At 65.4% G+C, this 20600-nt stretch carries 17 protein-coding genes and 1 pseudogene; 5 read left to right on the forward strand and 13 right to left on the reverse strand.

Going from position 1 to position 20600, the window contains the following annotated elements:
• Nucleotides 1–160: 160 nt before the first annotated feature.
• From AC0L2V_RS27975 to AC0L2V_RS27995, 5 genes are all read right to left on the reverse strand, one after another.
• Nucleotides 161–1105, reverse strand: a complete 945-nt coding sequence (locus AC0L2V_RS27975) for an ABC transporter substrate-binding protein (protein ID WP_473510900.1) — start codon at nt 1103–1105, stop codon at nt 161–163.
• Nucleotides 1106–1183: 78 nt separating this feature from the next.
• Entirely contained in the window at nt 1184–2182 is a 999-nt protein-coding gene (locus tag AC0L2V_RS27980; protein ID WP_473510930.1) for an ABC transporter permease subunit, read from the reverse strand.
• A 44-nt stretch (nt 2183–2226) separates the two neighbouring features.
• A complete protein-coding gene (locus tag AC0L2V_RS27985; RefSeq protein WP_473510899.1) occupies nt 2227–3771 on the reverse strand; it encodes a sugar ABC transporter ATP-binding protein in 1545 nt (514 codons plus the stop codon).
• A complete protein-coding gene (locus AC0L2V_RS27990) occupies nt 3768–5147 on the reverse strand; it encodes an FGGY-family carbohydrate kinase (RefSeq protein ID WP_473521765.1) in 1380 nt (459 codons plus the stop codon). The genes AC0L2V_RS27985 and AC0L2V_RS27990 overlap by 4 nt, the downstream gene beginning before the upstream one ends.
• Nucleotides 5144–5926, reverse strand: a complete 783-nt coding sequence (locus tag AC0L2V_RS27995; protein WP_128170895.1) for a DeoR/GlpR family DNA-binding transcription regulator — start codon at nt 5924–5926, stop codon at nt 5144–5146. The genes AC0L2V_RS27990 and AC0L2V_RS27995 overlap by 4 nt, the downstream gene beginning before the upstream one ends.
• 201 nt (nt 5927–6127) lie before the next feature.
• On the opposite strand from AC0L2V_RS27995, the gene AC0L2V_RS28000 reads away from it, so the two are divergent.
• From AC0L2V_RS28000 to ggt, 4 genes are all read left to right on the forward strand, one after another.
• Nucleotides 6128–7171: a class II aldolase/adducin family protein gene (locus AC0L2V_RS28000; protein ID WP_473510896.1), complete on the forward strand. Its 1044-nt coding sequence runs from the start codon at nt 6128–6130 to the stop codon at nt 7169–7171.
• On the forward strand, nt 7155–8459 hold the full coding sequence (locus AC0L2V_RS28005; protein WP_473510894.1) for an FGGY-family carbohydrate kinase: 1305 nt from the start codon (nt 7155–7157) through the stop codon (nt 8457–8459). The genes AC0L2V_RS28000 and AC0L2V_RS28005 overlap by 17 nt, the downstream gene beginning before the upstream one ends.
• A complete protein-coding gene (locus AC0L2V_RS28010; RefSeq protein ID WP_473510892.1) occupies nt 8456–9310 on the forward strand; it encodes a TIGR01459 family HAD-type hydrolase in 855 nt (284 codons plus the stop codon). The genes AC0L2V_RS28005 and AC0L2V_RS28010 overlap by 4 nt, the downstream gene beginning before the upstream one ends.
• 128 nt (nt 9311–9438) lie before the next feature.
• On the forward strand, nt 9439–11025 hold the full coding sequence (gene ggt / locus AC0L2V_RS28015; protein ID WP_473510891.1) for a gamma-glutamyltransferase: 1587 nt from the start codon (nt 9439–9441) through the stop codon (nt 11023–11025).
• Here the strand turns inward: ggt and AC0L2V_RS28020 are convergent.
• The 5 genes and pseudogenes from AC0L2V_RS28020 to AC0L2V_RS28040 all read right to left on the reverse strand — a co-directional run bounded on the left by AC0L2V_RS28020 (nt 11019) and on the right by AC0L2V_RS28040 (nt 16333).
• Nucleotides 11019–11825, reverse strand: coding sequence for an ABC transporter ATP-binding protein (locus AC0L2V_RS28020; RefSeq protein WP_473510889.1), 807 nt, complete (start codon nt 11823–11825; stop codon nt 11019–11021). The genes ggt and AC0L2V_RS28020 overlap by 7 nt on opposite strands.
• Nucleotides 11822–12630, reverse strand: a pseudogene (locus AC0L2V_RS28025) (ABC transporter ATP-binding protein). Before AC0L2V_RS28025 ends, AC0L2V_RS28020 begins: the two are co-directional and overlap by 4 nt.
• On the reverse strand, nt 12627–13457 hold the full coding sequence (locus tag AC0L2V_RS28030) for an ABC transporter permease (RefSeq protein ID WP_473510885.1): 831 nt from the start codon (nt 13455–13457) through the stop codon (nt 12627–12629). Before AC0L2V_RS28030 ends, AC0L2V_RS28025 begins: the two are co-directional and overlap by 4 nt.
• Nucleotides 13454–14440, reverse strand: coding sequence for an ABC transporter permease (locus AC0L2V_RS28035; RefSeq protein WP_473510883.1), 987 nt, complete (start codon nt 14438–14440; stop codon nt 13454–13456). Before AC0L2V_RS28035 ends, AC0L2V_RS28030 begins: the two co-directional genes overlap by 4 nt.
• A 282-nt stretch (nt 14441–14722) precedes the next feature.
• Entirely contained in the window at nt 14723–16333 is a 1611-nt protein-coding gene (locus AC0L2V_RS28040) for an ABC transporter substrate-binding protein (RefSeq protein ID WP_473521766.1), read from the reverse strand.
• Between the two features lie 277 nt (nt 16334–16610).
• Here AC0L2V_RS28040 and AC0L2V_RS28045 point away from each other — a divergent pair, with 277 nt between their 5' ends.
• The gene (locus AC0L2V_RS28045; RefSeq protein ID WP_473521767.1) at nt 16611–17798 is read left to right on the forward strand and encodes a M24 family metallopeptidase; all 1188 of its coding nucleotides are present in this window, start codon (nt 16611–16613) and stop codon (nt 17796–17798) included.
• Between the two features lie 222 nt (nt 17799–18020).
• On the opposite strand, the gene AC0L2V_RS28050 is transcribed toward AC0L2V_RS28045, so the two are convergent.
• Genes AC0L2V_RS28050 through AC0L2V_RS28060 form a run of 3 tightly spaced genes read right to left on the reverse strand, consistent with a single transcriptional unit; the run spans nt 18021 to nt 20579 of the window.
• Nucleotides 18021–18440 carry a cupin domain-containing protein gene (locus tag AC0L2V_RS28050; RefSeq protein ID WP_473510878.1) on the reverse strand — a complete coding sequence of 140 codons (420 nt, stop codon included), beginning with the start codon at nt 18438–18440 and terminating at the stop codon, nt 18021–18023.
• 4 nt (nt 18441–18444) lie between these two features.
• Nucleotides 18445–19371, reverse strand: coding sequence for a phosphoenolpyruvate hydrolase family protein (locus AC0L2V_RS28055; RefSeq protein WP_473510877.1), 927 nt, complete (start codon nt 19369–19371; stop codon nt 18445–18447).
• An 11-nt stretch (nt 19372–19382) separates the two neighbouring features.
• A complete protein-coding gene (locus tag AC0L2V_RS28060) occupies nt 19383–20579 on the reverse strand; it encodes a Tm-1-like ATP-binding domain-containing protein (RefSeq protein ID WP_473521768.1) in 1197 nt (398 codons plus the stop codon).
• Nucleotides 20580–20600 lie beyond the last annotated feature (21 nt).

Here is a 20600-nt window from a genome sequence, read left to right on the forward strand (position 1 = left end):
CCCCCCCCCCCGCGCCCCCCCCCCCCCCCCCCCGCGCGGCCCCCGCCCCCCCCCCCCCCCCCCCCCCCCCGCGGCCCCGCGGTTTTCCAAACACACCCCCACAAAAAAAAACCGGGGGCCCCCCCCCCCCCCCCCCCCCACCAGCCTTGGGAGGCTTTAGCTAGCGGGCCGCGGTCCAGCCCTTATAGTCCTTCAGGTTCTCTGCCGTGATCAGCTGCGGGTCGAGCAGCACCGTGGCCTCGGCCGGCTTTTTGCCGGCGAGCACTTCAGCTGCCATCTGCAGCGATTGGCCGGCCATGACGTAAGGATCCTGCGAGGCCGAGGCCTTGATCATCGAGGTGCCGGAAGAGAGTTCCTTCTCGATGTCGGGCGCGCCGTCAACCGCGGTGAAGATGAACTCCGAGCGGTTAAGCTGCTTGGCCGCAAGCTGGGCGCCGATCGCCGTCGGGTCGTTGATGGCGAACACCGCGTCGATCTTGTCGAAGCGGGTCAGCAGCGACTGGAACACCTTCAGGCCGCCGTCGCGCGAGCCTTCGGCATTCTGGTCGTCGGAGAGGATCTTGATGTCCGGGTGTTTTGCCAGCACATCCTTGCAGCCGTTCACCCGCTCGAGGATCGACGACGATGCCGGCCCGTTCAGGATGACATAGTCGCCCTTGCCGCCGGTGTGGTCGACCAGATACTGGCAGGCCGCTTCGCCGGCCTTGACGTTGTTGGTCATCACGGTGACGTCGGCGCCCGGCGCCGAAACGTCGAATGCGGCAACCACGATGCCGGCCGCCTGCGCCTTCTTCACCGCCGGCGCGATCGCCTTGGCGTCGACGGCGTTGAGCATGATCACGTCGACGCCGGCGGCGATGAACGAGTCGACCTGCGAGACCTGCTTGTTGAGGTCGTAGTCGGCCGACACCGACGTCACCTCGACATTCGGGTTGATCTTCCTGGCGGCGTCCTCGATGCCCTTGATGGTGGCGACGAAGAACGGGTTGCCGAGCAGGCCGACCGAGATGCCGACCTTGTTCAGGTCCTTGGCCGAGGCCGGTGCGACGGCGACGGCGACGGCCGCGAGGGCTACGCCGCAGAGCAGTTTAGCGATGGTCTTCATTGTTTTCCTCCTGATGCCCCGCGCCTCTCACGGTGCGTTAAATGAAACCGGGTCGTTGACGCCGGCGACGAAGGTCAATCACGTTCTTGCTCCCGCCTGGAGCCTGTAGCGGTCGAGGGCGACCGCCACGATGATGACCAATCCCTTGATGATGTACTGCCAGATGTCCGAAACACCGGCCAGGATGAGCCCGTTGGAGAGCACCGCAATGATCAGGCCGCCGATCAGCGTGCCCCAGATCGAGCCGACGCCGCCGACGAAGCTGGTGCCGCCGAGAATGACCGCGGCAATGGCGTCGAGTTCGTAGGACTGCCCAAGCTGCAGCCCGTTGGCCGCATAGAGCCGGGCCGCCGACATGGCGCCGCCAAGGCCGGCGAGAAGGCCTGAAACGCCATAGACGAAGAGCAGCACCAGGGGCACCTTGATGCCGGTGAGGCGGGCGGCCTCGGCATTGCCGCCGACGGCATAGATCCAGGTGCCGAGCACGGTGCGCTTGAGCACCAGCCAGGACAGCACCACGACCGACAGAGCGATGATGACCAGCCAGGGGATGCCGAACAGCGACCCGTTGCCGATGAAGTCGAACGGCAGGTCCGAGTTGAACACCGTGGTGTCCTGGCCGAGCAGGCGGGCGACGCCGCGCACGGCGGTCAGCGAACCCAGCGTAACGATGAAGGGCGGCAGCTTGATATAGGCGACGAGCAGCCCGTTGATGACGCCGAAGCCGAGGCCGACCAGAATGGCCGCCGGCACGCCGAGCATGCCCCACTCCGGCACCAGCGACACCATCACCGCCACCATCGCCGAGGCGGCAAGAATGGAGCCGACGGACAGGTCTATGCCGCCGGTCAGGATGACGAAGGTCATGCCGGCCGCGAGCACGATGTTGATCGATGACTGCTGGGTGACGATCAACAGGTTGGTCTCGGTGAGGAAGCGCGGGTTCATGATCTGGAAGCCGGCCGCCAAAAGGATCAGGACCGGCAGCATGCCAAGCGCGGCGAAGGCGGTGCGCAGCCGCCGGCTCCTGCCGACCGCGTGGTCACCCGCGCTCATCCCGGCTGCCTTGTCGGTCATCCCCAGGCCGCTCTTGTCGGTCATCCCCAGGCCGCTCTTGTCGGTCATCCCTTGGCCGCTCCCGTTGCGAGTTCCATGATTGCCTCCTGTCTGAGCGGCTGGCCTTCGGATGCCGTCACCTCGCCAGCGATAGTGCCGTCGCGCATCACCAGCACGCGGTCGGCGACGCCGATCACCTCCGGCAGTTCGCTGGAGATCATCAGGATGGCGATGCCCTTTTTGGCAAGATCGTCGATCAGCCGGTAGATTTCCGACTTCGCCCCGACATCGACGCCTCGGGTCGGTTCGTCGAGGATGAGGACCCGCGGCTCGGTTTCGAGCAGGCGGGCAAGCAGCACCTTCTGCTGGTTGCCGCCCGACAGCGAGCCGGCATTGGCCTGCACCGACCTGCTGCGGATGGAGAGGTCGGAAACGGCCTTGGCGGCGCGCCTTTCGGCCGTGGCGAAGTCGCGCAGGCCGCCGGCCTGCGCGTCCCTGGCGAGCACGCCCATGCTGATATTGTCGGAAATCGACATGTCGAGGAACAGGCCGAGTTCCTTGCGGTCTTCGGTAAGATAGGCAATGCCGGCATCCAGCGCCTCGCGCGGCGAGCCGATGGCTACCGGCTTGCCGTCGAGTTCCAGCGTGCCTGATGTGTGCCTGTCGGCGCCGAAGATCAGCCGCGCGAGTTCGGTGCGGCCGGAGCCGACCAGGCCCGCCAGCGCCAAGACTTCGCCCTTGTGCAGGTCGAAGGAGCAGCCTTTCAGGAGATTGCCGTCCGACATGTCGCGCACCGACAGTGCGATCGCGCGTTTGCTGTCCGGCGGGCGGTGATCCTTCTTGTAGAAGGCGGACAGGTCACGGCCAACCATCATCGAGACGAGGCGCGAGGCGTTCAGATCGGCGCGTTCGAGCGTGCCGACATAGCCGCTGTCGCGCAGCACGCTGACGCGGTCGGCAAGCTGGTAGACCTCCTCCATGCGGTGGCTGATGTAGATGATGGCGATGCCCTGCGCCTTCAGCGTCGCAATCACCTCGAACAGCCTGTCGGTCTCGCGCGAGGTCAGCGAGGTGGTCGGCTCGTCCATGACGATGATGCGCGCGCTGGTCGACAGCGCCCGGGCGATCTCGACCATCTGGCGCTCGCCGAGCGACAGGCTGGAGACAAGGGCGCGCGCCGAGAAGGAGACGCCGAGCCGTGCGATGATTTCCTTGGCGCGCCGATTGCACTGGTCGCGGTCGACGATGCCGAACCGTCTCGGCTCGTTGCCGAGGAAGATGTTCTGCCCGACCGTCAGGTTGGGCGCCAGCGACAGCTCCTGGTAGATGACGGCAATGCCGTTGGCGCGTGCCTTGATCGGATCGCCGGTGGCGACCGGTGTGCCGTCGATCAGAATCTCGCCGCCGGGATCAGGCCGATAGGCGCCGGACAGCACCTTCATCAGCGTCGACTTGCCGGCGCCGTTTTCGCCCATCAGCGCGTGCAGTTCACCGGCGTGAACGGTCAACGATACGTCCTGCAAGGCGCGAATTGGGCCGAACGTCTTGGAGATGTGCCGCATCTCCAGCACCGGCTGGCGCACGGTTTCGATCCGGGCAGCGGCGGTCATCGCGCGCCTCCCGCTGCGGCATCAGCGACGCCTCGGTCGGCGGCGAGGCCGCGCCAGCTATCGCGATAGAAGGCAAGCCCGGTGAAGCTCGAGGCGCGTACCGGCTCCGGCGCCTCGGGGGCAAATTCGCGTCCAACACTCTCGAAGGCCAGAGCCGCCGCTCCGGTGGCGCTGCCCTCCAACGTGGCGCCCTGCATGAAGGCCTGGCCGGGACGCAGCTGCGCCAGCAGGCTGGCAAGCAGGCCGCCACTGTTCAGCCCGCCATCGACGATCACCGTGTTGTTCGAATGGATCAGGTCGAGACACAGATCGACCATCAGCGCGACGTAGAGCAGCGCCACGGCCGCGCGCTCCTCCGCGGTGGGTGCGCGCCCGACCAGTTCGCCGCGATGGCCAGGCATCGGCCCACCTGGCGCGAAGCTCGGCAGCGCCATGATGCCGGCGCCGATCACCTGCTGTACTGTGGAGCGGTCGATTGCGCCCTCCCAGCCGGCGCTAATCGTCGCGAATTCGCGGCCGCCCATGAAGCGGATGGTCGGCACCGGGCCGCCGTCGACATCGACATTGACCAGCATGTCGCGGTCGCGATCGAGCGCGTCGAGCGGGCAGTGCGGATTGAGCACGACGACCCAGGTGCCGGTCGAGACGACGGTGACCGGCCCAGGCGCCTGCCGGCGATAGGCATGGAGCGCGGCATTGCTGTCATGGACACCGTTGTGGATGGCGATCGGCCGTGTCGCCTCGCCGAAGCGCTGCTCGCCGATGACCGCGCCGGCACGCTCGAAGGCGGGCATCTGGCGGCGCCATCCCTCGGCGTCGACCAGCTTGGAGAAATCGCGCTTGCGCGGCGCCCACAGATGCGAGTGGCAGCCGAGATAGGACACCTCCGAGACCGCCCGGCCGCCAAAGCGCCAGCTCCAGTACTGGGGATAACCGAGGATCGATTTGACGGCGGCGAACACGCTTGGTTGCACCGTCTTCAGCCACAGCATGTGGCGACCATAGTTGAAGCCGAGCGGCAGGCGCGGCGAGAAGGTCTCGGCGAAATCCGGAATGCGGCGATCGATCTGCGCGGCAATCTCGGCCGGCGGCTCCTGCTCGTAGTCGAGTATCGGATGCGTCAGCGTCGCATCGTCGACCAAGGCAAAGGTGCAGCCATGGCCCGAAACCATCAAGCCCTCTATGCCATGGATGTCGACCGCTTCGCCGACGGCGCGCGCCGCCCAATCGTGAAGCGCGGTTTCGTCAAGCACGCTGAAGCCGCCTTCGCGCGTCCAGTTCGGCTGGGTCCGGCGCTCACCTAGAATCTGCCCGTCCTGACCGAAGACGAACAGCTTCGAGTTGGTCTTGCCGAAGTCGAGGACAGCCACCTTCACTGGACGGCTCCCGAGGCAGAGGCGATCCGCACCATGACGCCGGCGTTTTCGAGCATGCGTGCGTCGGCATCGGAAAGGCCGTCATCGGTCACCAGCGTGCCGATGCGCGACAAGGGCAGCGCGACGTTGCGCGCATGGATCGACAGTTTGCGGCTGTCTGCCAGCACCACGATCTGGTCGGCGCACAGGCTGAGCTCGGCGATGGAGCGGACCAGCAGCGGATGCGATTCCAGCACGCCCTCCGGGCCGATGCCCTGCGCACCAAGAAAGAACTTCGATGCGTAGAAAGGCACCGTCTGGGTGAGCGAATGGATGATGCCAGGCTCGCGATGCAGTTCGCCGCCGGCAACGGTCAGGCTGCAATGGCCGTGGTCGCTCAAATAGGCGATGAGCGGCATCGAGTTGGTATAGAGCCGGATGTTGCGGTCAGCGAGCTTTACGCCGAGATGGAAGCAGGTCGAACCGCCATGCACGATGACGGCGTCGCCATCGCGCACCATGGTCGCCGCGAGAGCGGCGATCTGCCGCTTGGCTTCGACCGCGAGATCGCGGTTCTCGTCGTAGGGCCGGGCATAGGCGACGCCCGCCTGCGCAGCGCCATCGAGCGCCGAGATGCCGCCATAGACCTTGCGTGCTTCGCCGGCCTCGTCGATCTTGTCGATATCGCGCCGCACAGTCGCCGCCGAGACACCGAGGCGCTCCTGCAACTCGCGCACCGAGGCGAAGGGGCGATCCCGCAACAGCTCGACGATCTGACGCTGGCGGCCGGAGTCGCTCAACGGATACCCTCCCGAAATGCCATTTTGCCACGGCAATTGGTGTAAGTTACTCAGCACGGATCAGATTGCAAGCTCGATTTGGTGGGACAAGATCACTCTTGACGTAACTTACTCGCATCTGCAATACCAGCGTCACTCGTCTGTCCCGGCTACCGGGATCCAAAGCCGTGGCCTAGGCGGCCGGTTTGTGAAGGAGTTTCGATGGCAATCAATGCGGATGCGCAGGAACTGGCTGCTTTGCGGTCGCTTTCGGCCAGCATCGGGCGCGACCCGCACTTGACCCAGGCCGCGGGCGGCAACACGTCGCTGAAAGCCGGCGACACTCTCTGGATCAAGGCTTCCGGCACCTGGTTGAAGGACGCGCTCGCCGAGGACATCATGGTCCCGGTGGCGATCCCGCCGCTGCTCAGGGCTGTCGAACAGCGCGACCCGGCCGCCGATCAGCCACAGGGTTTCGCCATCGAGGCGCTCAACGCCCGCAAGCTGCGTCCTTCGATCGAGACCACGGTTCACGCGCTGATGCCGCAGCGCGTCGTTCTGCATGTCCACTGCGTCGATACCATTTCGCTTGCCGTGCAGGCCGACTGCGAGGCTCAAGTCGCCAAGCGCCTCGATGGCCTCGAATGGGCGTATGTTCCCTATCGCCGGCCCGGCCTGCCGCTTGCCCAGGGCATTGCCGAGCGCCTTCGGCCTGGGGTCGATGTGCTGATCCTTGCCAACCATGGCCTGGTCGTCGCAGCCGAGACCGTCGCCGGCGCCGAGGCGCTGCTGCGTCGCATCACACGACTTCTGGCGCGGCAGCCACGCGAGGTGGCGGAGCCAGACATCGCGGCATTGACGGCGCTCATCGGACGCAGTGGTTACAGGCTGCCGGCGGATGGCGAAGCGCATGCTGTCGCGATCGATCCTGAAAGCTGCAGCATGGCGTCAGGAGGCAGCCTCTATCCCGATCACGTCATCTTTCTCGGCCAGGGTTCGGTCGTGGCGAGAGCCGGTGAGGACGTGATGCGTGTCACCGAACGGTGCGGCACGGCACCGGTGGCGATCCTGTTTCCCGGGCTTGGCGTGCTGATGCGCGGCGACGCCAGTGCCGGCGCCAATGCCATGCAACGCTGCCTCGCCGACGTGACGGCGCGGGTCGACGTCGAAGCGAAGCTGAACTATCTGACATCAGCCGAGAACGACGAACTGATCAACTGGGACGCCGAGCAGTATCGCCAGAAACTCAATGCAGCCGGCAGCTGAGGTGGCGTTGTCAACCGGCCCGCTTTCGATCGGAATCGACATCGGCACATCAGGCGCCCGCGCCGTCGCCATGCGGCCGGACTTTTCGATTGCCGCGCGTTCCGCCGTTCCACTCGACAGATTTGGCCAGAATGCCCGCGACCCGTCCGTATGGTGGTCAGCGGTCGGCGCGGCGCTGACGGAACTGCTTTCGAGCATCGATCGTGCGGCGGTTCGGTCGATCGCCGTCGACGGCACTTCCGGCACGCTGCTGCCGGTCGACGGCGCCGGGCGGCCGCTGGCCGAGCCGTTGATGTACAACGACAAGGTCGACGACGACGCCATTCTGGCGATGATCGCGCGCGAGGCGCCGGCCGCGAGCGCAGCCCGTGGGCCGACGTCCGGTCTCGCCAAGGCGCTGTTGTTCCTGCGCCTGCCCGGCGTCGCCGCGGTGCTGCATCAGGCCGACTGGATCGCGGGAAATTTCTCCGGCCGCTTCGATATCAGCGACGAGAACAATGCCCTGAAGACCGGCTACGACGTCGAGGCGCGGCGCTGGCCGGACTGGATCGCGGCGACCGGCATGCGCATGGAATTTCTTCCTCGTGTCGTCAAGCCGGGCGTCGTCACGGGAACGCTCACCGCGAGCGCCGCGGACCGGTTCGGCCTGGCGCGCGACGTCGCCGTGGTCGCCGGCACGACGGATGGCTGCGCGTCGTTCCTGGCGACAGGGGCTGCGGCTGTTGGCGACGGCGTCACCGCGCTGGGGTCCTCGCTGACCATCAAGATCCTCTCCGACCGGCCGATCTCGGCGCCGCAGTTCGGCATCTATAGCCACCGGCTGGGAGATGCCTATCTGGCGGGTGGTGCGTCGAATTCGGGCGGCAAGGTGCTGGCGCAGCATTTTTCTCTTGCGCGCATCATCGAATTGAGCGCGGCAATGGACCCCATGACCGAGACCGGCCTCGACTATTATCCGCTTCCCGCGGTTGGCGAACGCTTTCCCGTGGCCGATCCTGCTCTGCCGCCACGCCTGACGCCGCGGCCGGCCGACGACGCCGACTATGTGAAAGCCATGTTCGAGGGCATCGCGGCGATCGAGGCGCTCGGCTATCGCCGGCTTGCCGAACTCGGCGCCCCCAAATTGACGTCGGTCAGGAGTGTCGGCGGCGGTGCGGCAAACGCCGCCTGGACCGCGATCCGGCAGCGCAAGCTGGGTGTCGATTTTCTGCCGGCGCTTTCGGACGAGGCGGCCGCCGGCACGGCGCGGCTGGCGCTGATGGGCGCAATCGCAGCGGGGCTGTTGTGAGCACGAAACCAGTCGACCATCTCGACGGCATCGGAGCGCTGGTCGAGCGCTATCAGGTGTTCCTGCTCGATCAGTTCGGCGTACTGCACGACGGCACGAACCCCTATCCGGGCGCCGTGGAGGCGTTGTCGGCGCTGAAGCGAGCAGGCAGGACGATCGTGCTGGTCTCGAATTCCGGCAGGCGGGCGCGGCCCAACGAGGCCCGCTTGCTGAAGCTCGGCTTCGAACCAGGAAGCTGGGATCGATTTGTCTCTTCCGGCGAGATCGCGTGGCGGTCCTTCCACGAAATGGCGATATCCGGAAAGCTGCGCCCAAACACAAAGTGCCTGCTGATCAGCCGCGAAGGCGACCGCTCGGCGATTGAAGGCCTGCCTTTCGTGTTGACCGGGGGCGGCGACGATGCCGAGCTGGTGCTGATCGCCGCCAGTGAGGGCGATCGCTACGACATCGAGCACTATCGCCGGCTTTTTGCGCCGGCAGCGATGCGGCAGGTGCCGTGCTTCTGCACCAATCCCGACAAGATCATGCTGACGGCAGTCGGGCCTCGCTTTGGCGCCGGCCAGCTTGCGGATCTCTACGAGAGCCTCGGCGGTAGCGTCACCCGCATCGGCAAGCCCTACACGCCGATCTTCGACGCCGCGCTGGCGCTGGCGGGCAACCCGGACCGCAGCAGCGTGGTCTGTGTCGGCGACAGCGTCGAACACGATGTCGCCGGTGGAATTGGTGCCGGCGTGGCGACAGCGCTGGTCTTGTCCGGAATATTGGCGGATACCCGTGACCTGGCAGAGCTTTTCGACAGTCTGGATGCCTACCCCGATTACACCACGGACAGTTTCAGATTCGCTGATTGAGATCGGCAGCTTCCGAGGGTTGAGCGCTGCCATGGTGATCGTTCCGTCGTTGGTGCTGCTTTCGCTGGTGCAGCCCTTTGGCTGCTGTTGCCAGTTCACATCTGGTTGGTCGGAGGCTATTGAACTGCATGCGTGATTTCCAACTCCCCGGACGGTCGCCGGTTCGTGCGACGGAAGCGATGGCCGCGACATCGCACCCTCTGGCGACATTGGCGGCGATCGAGATGCTGCGGTCCGGCGGCAATGCAATGGACGCAGCCGTGTGCGCGGCGGCGGTGCAGGCGGTGGTCGAGCCGCAATCGACGGGTATCGGCGGCGACTGTTTCGTCCTCTATTGTCCCAACGGTCAAGGCGAGGTTCTGGCCTTCAACGGCTCCGGCCGCGCACCGGCAGCAGCTGAGGCGCAGTGGTATCTGGACAAGGGGCTCGACGAACTGCCTGAGTCCGGTCCGCATGCGGTCACCGTGCCGGGCGCCGTCGACGCCTGGTGCCGGCTGCTCGAGGATCACGGCAGAAAGGGCATCGACGCCGCGCTCGCTCCGGCCATACATTACGCCGAACAGGGTTATGTCGTCCAAGACCGCGTGGCCTTCGACTGGGCCGAAAGTGCTGCCTTGCTGGCCGCCGACGAACATGCCGCGCGGATCTTTCTGCCGGATGGAAAGGCGCCGCTGGCCGGCGAGCTGCACCGGCAGCCGCAACTGGCCGAGACCTTGCGCATCGTCTCGCGCCGTGGCCGTGCCGGCTTCTATGAAGGCGAGGTCGCCGACGACATGGTTTCGCGTCTGCGCGTGCTTGGCGGGCTGCATGCGCTCGAGGATTTTTCGGCGACGAAGGGCGACTATGTCAGGCCCGTCGGCACATCCTACCGAGGCTACGACATTCATCAGATGCCGCCGAACAACCAGGGGCTGACGGCACTGATCATGCTGAACGTGCTGTCGGGCTTCTCGCTCGGTTCGCTGGAACCGAACGGCGCCGAGCGCTTTCATCTCGAGATCGAGGCGGGGCGGCTTGCCTATCAGGACCGCGACAATTTCATCGGCGACCAGAACCAGGTCCATGTCCCCGTGCAGCAGTTGTTGTCCAGATCCCATGCCGATCAGCTTCGCGCCGAGATCGATCCGGCGCGCGCGATGACGCATCTGCCACGGCTGGAGCTTCAGCCGAGCGATACCGTCTACATCTCCGTGGTCGACCGCGACCGTAATGCGGTCAGCTTCATCAACTCGACCTTTGGTTCGTTCGGCAGCGGCGTGGTCGGCCCCAGGACCGGCGTCGTCCTGCAGAATCGCGGCAGCAGCTTCCGCCTGGCCGCGGACCACCCAAACCGCATCGCACCGGGGAAACGCCCGATGCACACCATCATGCCGGGCATGGTGACAGCCAAGGGCAGGGCAGTCATGCCGTTTGGCGTGATGGGCGGCGGCTATCAGCCGTTCGGCCATGTCCATTTGCTCACCAACATGATCGACTTCGGCATGGACCCGCAGGAGGCGCTGGATGCGCCGAGAGTGTTTTACCGCCAGAACGCAGTGGAGGCCGAGCGTGGCGTTCCGGCCGAGGCCATCGCCGGCCTGCGCGAACGCGGGCACGACGTGTCCATCCCAACCGAGCCGCATGGCGGCGGCCAACTGGTGCTGATCGACTGGGACAAGGGCACGCTTACCGGCGCGTCCGATCCACGCAAGGATGGTTGCGCGCTGGGTTACTGACGATCGGCCGCGTCGCCCTGCGTGCCGGTCCTGTTCAGTCTTGGCGCTGCCGCCACCAGCGCCTTGCCGATCGCCGACTGCGGGGCACCGATGACCGCACGGGCCTTGCCGCTTTCGGCGACGCGGCCGGCATCGAGAATGACGACACGATGGGCGATGGCGCTGATGACGCCGAGATCATGCGAAATGAACAAATAGGCGATCCGTTGCTCGCGTTGCAGATCGAGCAGCAATTGCAGGATCTGCCGGCGCACCGATACGTCGAGCGCGGACACCGCCTCGTCGAGGACGATCAGCGACGGGTTTGAGGCGATGGCGCGCGCGATCGCGATGCGCTGGCGCTGGCCGCCCGAGATCTCGTGGATGGCACGAGCGGCGAGATCAGCGCTCAGGCCGACGCGCTCCAGCAGAGCAGCGATACGGCGCGGGCGTTCTGATCGGGCTGCGATGCCATGGATGCGCAAAGGATCGTCAAGCACGCGCGCCACGCTGGCGCGCGGATTGAAGGCGGCGAGCGGGTCCTGGAAGACCATTTGCACGCGCGCGCGCCGGGCGCGCAACGCAGTATCGTTCAGGGACAGGAAATCGCCACCTTCGAACTCGATGCGGCCGGCGTCCGGTTCGATCAGCCGCAGCAGCAGCCGCGCGACCGTCGACTTGCCGCTGCCGGAAGGGCCGGCCAGCGCCAGCGTCTCGCCGGCCTCGATATGAAAGGAGACATCATCGACGGCGGCTATTGTTTTGCCGCCGCGGCGATATCGTTTGGTCAGGCCGGAAACAGCCAGCAATGGACTGCTCACCGCGACGCTCCTGACTGCTGCAGCAGCGGTTCGGCGTCGAGGCCGAGATGGGCGTTAAGCAGCGCTCTTGTGTAGGCGTGGCGCGGACTAGCGACGATCTGCGCCGTCGTGCCGAGCTCGACCAGCTCGCCGTGCCGGAACACGGCGATGCGCTCGGCCAGCTCGGCGGCCAGCGCGATGTCGTGGCTGACGAACAGCAGCGTCATGCCGTCCTCGGCCACCAATTGCCGGATCAGCGCGACGATCTCGGCCTGCACGATGGTGTCGAGCGCGCTGGTCGCCTCATCGGCGATCAGCAGTTTCGGGCCGGCCGCGATCGCCGCGGCGATCGCCACGCGCTGTTTTTGGCCACCGGAAAGCTGGTGCGGATAGGAGTGCAAGGCGGCGTCCGGGTCGGGCAGGCGGACGCGTTCGAGCAGGGTTTTTGCCTTGGCATAGGATTGCGACCAAGTAAGACCGAGATGCGTGTGCGCGACTTCCGCGATCTGCTCGCCGACTGCCATTACCGGATCGAGGCTGGCCGACGGGTCCTGGAAGACGAAGCCGATGTCGCGACCTCCGAGGGGGGTGCCTTGGCACCAAAGGATGGCAAAAACCACTCGATCGAGCCTCCAACCTTGGAAGAACCCGGCAGCAGCCCGGCAATGGCCAGCGCCAGAGTGCTCTTGCCCGAGCCGCTCTCGCCAATGATGGCGAAGCGCTCGCCGGCGTCGACATCGAGGCTGACATGGTTCAGCGCCGCCACCTCGCTGCCGTCGCGGCGATAGGTCACCGTCAGATCGCGGATCGAAAGCAGCGTCGTCACGACAGGCTCCTTCTCACCGCAGCCGTTTCGACGACGCCTTCGCCGGCGAGGTAGACGCCGAGCACGGTCAGCACGAGTGCTATGCCGGGAATGATCGACAGGAAGGGCGCGATGCGCAGCACGGCGCGGCCTTCGGCGATCATGCCGCCCCAGGTCACGCGGTTGGGGTCGCCGAGGCCGAGAAACGAAAGTGCCGCCTCGGTGAGGATCGCCGCGGCGACGATCACCGACGACAGCGCCAGCACCGGCGGCAAAGCGTTGGGCAGCACTTCGCGAAAGGCGATCTCCAGCGGATGCATGCCGATGACACGGGCGCCGGCGACAAAATCGCGCTCGCGGATCGACAGCACTTCGGCGCGCGCAACGCGCGCCGGCCCCGTCCAGGCGCCGAGCGCGATCGCCGCGACGACGACGCCGAGCGACGGCCCGACGACGCTGACGAAAGCCAGCGCCAGCAGGAAGCTCGGCACGGTCTGGAAGGCGTCTGTGATGCGCATCAGCACCTCGTCGACGAGGCCGCCGGCAAAGCCGGCCAGCGTGCCGACTATCGAGCCGACGGCAAGGGCTGCGGCTGCCGCCGCCAGCCCGACCGCCAGCGAGGTACGGGCGCCGTGAAGAAGCGCCGCCAGCACGTCGCGGCCGAGCCGGTCGGTGCCGAGCGGCAGCGACCAGTCCTGAAAGGGCGGCAGCAATGCCGGCCCGGCAATGGCTTGCGGATCGCCGGGAAAGAACAGCGGCGCTGTCAGCGCCATGGCGAACAGCGCTACCAGGATGATCGCGCCGGCGACCGCTTCCGGCGTGCGAAGAAAGCGGCGAAGCCGGCTCACGCGCTGGCCTCGCTGGCGCCGACGCGCGGATCGAGGAAGGCGTAGCCGATGTCGACAAGAAGGTTGATAACGATGACCAGAACGGCGCTGACCAGGATGATGCCGAGCAGCAGCGCCGTGTCGCGCGCTGCCACCGCTTCCTGCGCCAGCCGGCCGAGCCCGGGAACGGAAAAGACGCTTTCGATGACGACGCTGCCGCCGAGCATCTGCGCCGATTGCAGGCCGAGCATCGTGACGAGCGGCAACAGCGCGTTGCGGGCAACGTGGGCGAGCACGATGCGGCGGCGGGAGAGCCCTTTGGCGCGGGCGGCGAGGACAAAATCCTGTCGCCAGACCTCGGCCATGCCGGCGCGCATCATGCGCAGATAGAGTGCCAGATAGATGAAGCCGAGTGCCGACACCGGCAGCACGAGATGGCGGGCGATATCGGCCGAGCGGTCAAGGCCGGTCTTGCCCGACGCGATGCTCTCGATGCCGCCGATCGGGAACCAGCGCAGGTCGACGGCAAAGACGATGATCAGCACCAGCCCGAGCCAGAAGCCGGGAACGGCATAGAGCGCCAGCGAGCCGATCGACAGCAAGCGGTCGCGAAAGCCGCCGGGCCTGGCGCCGGCATAGATGCCGAGCGCCGAGCCGAGCCCGAAGGAGAGCGCGGTGGCGCTGCCCATCAACAGCAGCGTGTTGGGCAGGCGCTCGAGGATGACGTCGCGGATTGGCCGCGAAAAGGTCACCGACTGGCCGAGGTCGAGATGCAGCAGCGCCCAGAGATAGGTCGCCAGCCGCGTCAGCGCCGACTGGTCGAGGCCCCAACGATGGCGCAGCAATTCGATCATGCCGGCGTCTCCGCCGGTCGAGACGATGTAGGCGTCGACCGCGTCACCGGGGGCGGCTTCCAGCAAAAGGAAAGTGCCGATCACGACAATCAGCAGCACGAAGACGCTGCCGACGAGCCGACGGCGAAGGAGGAGAAGCGCGCGGGTCATGGCGGCACCGGCTGCTTGGCGATGTGCCGATCGTGAGAAATGCCCCGCCCAGGCACCCCCCTCTGTCCTGCCGGACATCTCCCCCGCAAGGGGGGAGATTGGCTGGCCGCAACGTCGGCTCGTCTGCCTGCTGCGTTGAAGATTGGCGAAATCGCCGATGACATCCGATCTCCCCCCTTGCGGGGGAGATGTCCGGCAGGACAGAGGGGGGTGTGAAGGAACTCGGCATCTGACCAAGTTTCCACACAGACTTCGCTGCGAATTCTCATCCGAGCGAGTGTGTCACGATTCCAAATAAGTGTCCGCCCAGTTCGACACCGCCCAGCGTGGGTTGTTGGCGACATTCCCAACCGTGTCTCTGACTACGCTGATGAAGCTCCATTCGGCGACGTTGATCAGCGGCAGATCGGCTGCGACCTTTTTCTGAAACTCCTTGTAAAGTTCCGTGCGCGCGGCGGGGTCGAGTGTCTCGGACGCCTTGGCGATGAGGGCGTCGAGTTCGTCGTTCTTGTAGCCGCCCTGGTTGGAGAACGGCACCCCGTCCGGGATGCCGCTCTGCACCAGGATGGTGGTCGAGATCGCCGGATCGCCGCGGAACACCGGCGGCCCGACCGCAAGGTCGAAGGCGTGGTCGGTGTAGACGGCCTTGATATGCGCGGCCGAGTCGTTGTTGACCAGCTGGGCTTCGATGCCGATGGCGGCGAGCGCCTGGCGCAGATAGTCGCCGAACTGCCTGGTCTCGTTGAAATAGGGCGCCGGCAGCAGCTTCAGCGAAAAGCGCTTGCCGTCGTCACCCTTGCTGTAGCCGGCTTCGTCGAGCAGGGCGTTGGCCTTGGCCACGTCGAAGGCATAAGTCGGCACATCGGCCGTATAGAACTGCGGATCGTTTTTCGGCACCGGGCCGGTGGCGGTGGCGGCATAGCCGAGGAACACCGTCTTGACGACGAAATCCTTGTCGATGGCGTGGGCGATCGCCTGGCGCACCTTCAGGTCGGCCAGTTCCTTGCGGCGATGGTTGATCTCGACGACGAGCTGATAAGTCAGCGCCTCATAACCCTTGGTGATCACCTTGAGGCCAGGCACTTTTGAGATGCGGTCGAGATCGGCCAGCGGCACCGCGGAAAAGGCGGCGAGCTGGATCTCTTCCGCCTCGAGCGCGCTTGCCGCCGAGGTGCGGTCGGGCAGCACCTGATAGATGATCTCGTCGAGGTAAGGCTGGTCCTTGCCCCAATAGTCCCCATTCTTCTCCAGCCGGTAATATTCGCCTGGCTTGTGTTCGGCGAATTTGAACGGGCCGGTGCCGATAGGCGCATTGTTGGCCGGGTTCTCCTCGATCTTGCCTGTCTCGTAGATGTGCTTCGGTACCACGCTGGTCAGCGCCGGCAAGGCGTTGCGGATCAGCTGGAATGGTGTCGGCCTGGCGAATTTGAACACCGCCGTCAGTTCGTCCGGCGTGTCGACCGTCTCCAGATCCTTGAACACGGTGCGGCCGAGATTCTGCAGCGGCTTCCAGATCTGCAGCGCCGAGAACGCGACGTCGGCGGAGGTAAAGGGTTTGCCGTCATGCCATCTGACGCCTTCGCGCAATTTGAACGTTACCGACAAGCCGTCGGCGGCGCCCTCCCAGCTTGTCGCCAGGCGCGGGTCGAGCCCGTCCTTGCCGTCAAAGGACGCCTCGGCCAGCGGTTCCACGATCTTGCTCGAAATGAAGAAGACGCCGTTGGACGCGACGATCGCCGGATTGAGGTTGCGCGGCTCGGAATCGGCGGCGACGACCAGTCGCCCGCCTTTCTTCGGCGTCTGTGCCCAGCCGATCGTCGGCTGCGCCGTCGAAGCCAGCAGGAGTGCCGAACCGGCAAGCACGCTGCGTCTGGAAATTGTGACCTCTGACATGATCGAACTCCGTCCCTCTCAGCCACTCGGCCGCGTGGCCACTACCCTCGGACGCCGGACGGCATCCTTGCAAGGGTGATTATGAGCCTTGCCGAGGGTTTCGCCAGCGACGGATTTGGCGCATCCTCATGTGGCTTTGAAAATTTTGTCCGCTGGACCAGTTACAGGGAAGCGGTTCAATCCGACCTTATCTGGTAGGACCAGACTTGTCTCGGCAAGACCAGACTGGAGACTGCCGCGATCCGATCGGCCGGTCAGGGAATTCAGGGAGAGAAAGATGTACGTCGTTCCGGGCAAGAATGCCGTCAGCACCATCCCGTTCGATCATGCCAGGGTCGACCGGCTGATGGAGGAAGCCGGCATCGATGTGCTGCTCGCCACCTCCAAGCACAACACGCAGTATCTGCTTGGCGGCTACAAGTTCATCTTCTTCGCTGCCATGGATGCGATCGGCCACAGCCGCTATCTGCCTATCGTGGTCTACGAGAAGGGCGGCCCGGACCACGCCGCCTATATCGGCAACCGCATGGAGGGCGCCGAGCACCAGAACAACCCGTTCTGGACGCCGACCTTGCACGCCGCCTGCTGGGGCACGCTCGACGCCGCCAATCTCGCGGTCGAGCACCTGGCGAAAATCGGCAAGGGCGACGCCCGCATCGGCATCGAGCCGGCTTTCCTGCCGTCGGATGCCTACACGCTGATCCGCAAGGCGCTGCCGGATGCCAGGCTGATCGATGCGACCGATATGCTGGAGCGGATGCGGGCGATCAAGACGGATGCGGAGCTGGAGAAGTTGCGCATCGCCTCCGAACTGATCACCGATTCCATGCTGGCGACCATTGCCTGGGCCCGCGAAGGCACGACCAAGACCGAGATCATCGAGCAGCTGCGGCGCGAGGAGACCAATCGCGGCGCGCATTTCGAATATTGCCTGCTGACGCTCGGCTCCAGCCACAACCGCGCCGGCTCGCCGCAGGCCTGGAAGAAGGGCGAGGTGATGTCGATCGATTCCGGCGGCAATTATCACGGCTATATCGGCGACCTCTGCCGCATGGGCATTTTGGGCGAGCCGGATGCCGAACTCGAGGATCTGTTGGCCGAAGTCGAGGCGGTGCAGCAGGCGGCCTTTTCCATGGTGCGCGCCGGCACGCTGGGTGGTGAGATGATATCCTACGCGGAAGGCGTGCTGAAAGCGTCGAAGGTCGCGCCGTATACCGATTTCTTCGCCCACGGCATGGGGCTGATCACCCATGAAGCGCCGTTCCTGATGACCAATCATCCGGTGACCTATGAGGGCACCTATGCCGAAAAACCGCTGGAGAAAAACATGGTGCTCTCGGTCGAGACGACGATGCTGCACCCGACGCGCGGCTTCATCAAGCTTGAGGACACGCTGGCGGTCACCGATAGCGGCTACGTCATGTTCGGCGACCGGGGCAGGGGCTGGAACCGGGGCGGGGTTTGACAGCACTGCAATGAAGGCGCTGCCCCCTCACCCGGATTGCCAACCGAATTGCAAAGGGCAATTCGGGACAATCCGACCTCTCCCCGGAGGGAGAGGAGATCGCCAGCGACGGCGTCTATCTCTTCTCCCCTCGGGGAGAAGGTGGCCGCGAAGCGGCCGGATGAGGGGGCAACTACAAATGCGATTAGCCCTGCCGCAAACAAGGAGGCGGGTGTGCAGAGATCACTTCCCACCCGGCGGCAGCAGCCTGAAGTCCGGCAGGTCGCGCAGCGCCAGTTCCGGCCCGGCCGGCGAATAGACGACGAAAAGCTGCATGGGCGCATCGCCGGTGTTCAGTGTCGAGTGGAAGCGGCTTTCCGGCACATAGATGGTGCAGCCGGGGCCGACCTTCTCAACGACCGGATTGCCGTCCTCGTCCTCGACCATCTGCTCGCCATTGCCTGATATGACGAAGATGATCTCTTCCGCGCCCGGATGGTTGTGGCGCGTGTGGCCCTTGCCGGACGGCAGGTCGACGACGCCGCCGGAAAAGCGCGCAGCACCATTCACCTCGGGAGCCACCGTCAACGACAGCCTGCCCCAGTCGAAGCCGAAGGCGCTGACATCCTTCGGGTAGACAAACACCTTGCTCTTGTCGGTCATCGTCTCATCCCTTCTTTTTCTTCGCGGTCGTCTTGGCGCCGCTTTTTTTCGTTTGCGCATCGGATTTTCCCAAAACCGGTTCCGACTTTTGGGTCCGATGCTCCAGCGAGACCGCCTTGAAATCGGCAGTCTGCCTGGCGATCGCCGCTTCCGCCGGCAGCCGCTCCATCGAGCTTGCCCCGTAAAAGCCGTGCAGGCCCTTGCAGCGTTCGAGGATATAGCGGGCATCGTCCGGCATCGAGATCGGCCCGCCATGGCAAAGCAGGATGACATCCTTGCGTACCGCACGCGCCGCTTCAGCGATGGCGTCGATCTCGGTCACGCAGTCGTCGAGCGATTTGGCCGACGTCGCACCGATCGAGCCGCCGGTGGTCACCCCCATATGAGCGACGACAATGTCAGCACCGGCCTTGGTCATGGCGCGCGCCTCATCGGGGTTGAATACATAGGGCGTCGTCAGCAGATCGAGTTCGTGTGCCGCGGCGATCATGTCGACCTCGAGCCCGAAGCCCATGCCGGTTTCCTCAAAACTCTGCCGCATCTGGCCGTCGAACAGGCCGATGGTCGGAAAGTTCTGCACGCCGGAAAAACCCATCGTCTTTAGCTCGGCCAGCAGCAGCGGCATGATGACGAAGGGATCGGTGCCGTTGACGCCGGCCAGCACCGGCGTCTTCTTCACCACCGGCAGCACCTCATAGGCCATTTCCTTGACGATCTCGTTGGCGTTGCCATAGGCGAGCAGGCCGGCAGCCGAGCCGCGGCCGGCCATGCGGTAGCGGCCGGAATTGTAGATGATGATCAGGTCGATGCCGCCGGCCTCCTCGGCCTTGGCCGACAGCCCGGTGCCGGCGCCGCCGCCGACGATCGGCACGCCGCCGGCAATCATTTTGCGGAACTTTTCCAGGATCTTCTTGCGCGGTATGGCGGGCATGGCTTCGTCTCTCACTGTCTGGCGATGTCGAGAAAAGCCGCAACCGCAGCCTTGGCGAATTCGGGATCGTTGACGTGCAGCGGCAAGCGGACCACGCGACGTGTGTTATCCGGCATGATCGTGCGCTCGATGGCCTCGAAGAGTGCTGCATCGGCTTCAGGGTCGAAGAAGGCGCCGCCTTCGATGTCGAGCGCCGAAACGCCTTTTTCGGGAATGAGGAAGCGGACCCGACCGTCGCAGAGGCTCAGTTTGGCGCCGATCCATTCGCCGATCCTGCGGCTTTCGTCAGGCGTCGTGCGCATCAGCGTCACGTTCGGATTGTGCTCGTAAAACAGCCGTCCGCTATAGCGTTCCGGAATGGTCGGCGGCGCCCAGAAATTCACCATGTCGAGCGCGCCGACCGAGCCGACATAGGGCAGTTTCGTGCGGGCGATCGCGTCGAAACGGTCTTCGGTTGCCGGCAGAACGCCGCCAAACAGGAGGTCGCAGACTTCTGTCGTCGTGATGTCGATGACGCCGGACAGCAAGCCGCTGTCGGCCAGCTTCTCCATGGTGCGGCCGCCGGTGCCGGTGGCATGGAAGACCATGCAGTCATAGGTCGAACGAAGCTCGTCGGCGATCGAAGTCACGCACGGCGTGGTCACGCCGAACATGGTGAGCCCGATCGATGGTTTGCCGTCGGGCGGCGGTGCCGGTTTTGCAGACATGGCTGCTATCGCCTGGGCAGCGTTGTGCAGCACCACGCGAGACAGCCGGTTCAAGCCGGCCATATCGGTCACCGACGGCATCATGACGATGTCGGAGACATCGACATAAGGCGCGGTGTCGCCCGAGGCGAGCGTCGAGACCATGATCTTGGGCATGCCGAGCGGCAGCGCGCGCATGCCTGACGTGATGATCGAAGTGCCGCCACCACCGCCGATACCGATCACTCCTGATATATCGGTGCGCGACTGGACAAACAGGGCGAAGGCGATGGCCATTGCCGCCACCGCGGTGCCGCGGTCGTCGACGCCCAGCACGGCGGTGCTGCCGTCGGGATGGTGGCCGGCGACCTCTTCGGCCGAGACATCGACCGGCACGGTCGCGTTGCGCGTTCCGACGTCGACGCGGGCGACAGCAGCTCCGGTGGCGGCGACCGCATCGGCCAGAAAGGCAAGTTCCTCACCCTTGGTGTCGGCGGTGCCCACCACATAGACGCGCTTCATTGCGTTTCCCCGGTTCGAGGC

The organism is Mesorhizobium sp. WSM4814 (assembly GCF_055811595.1).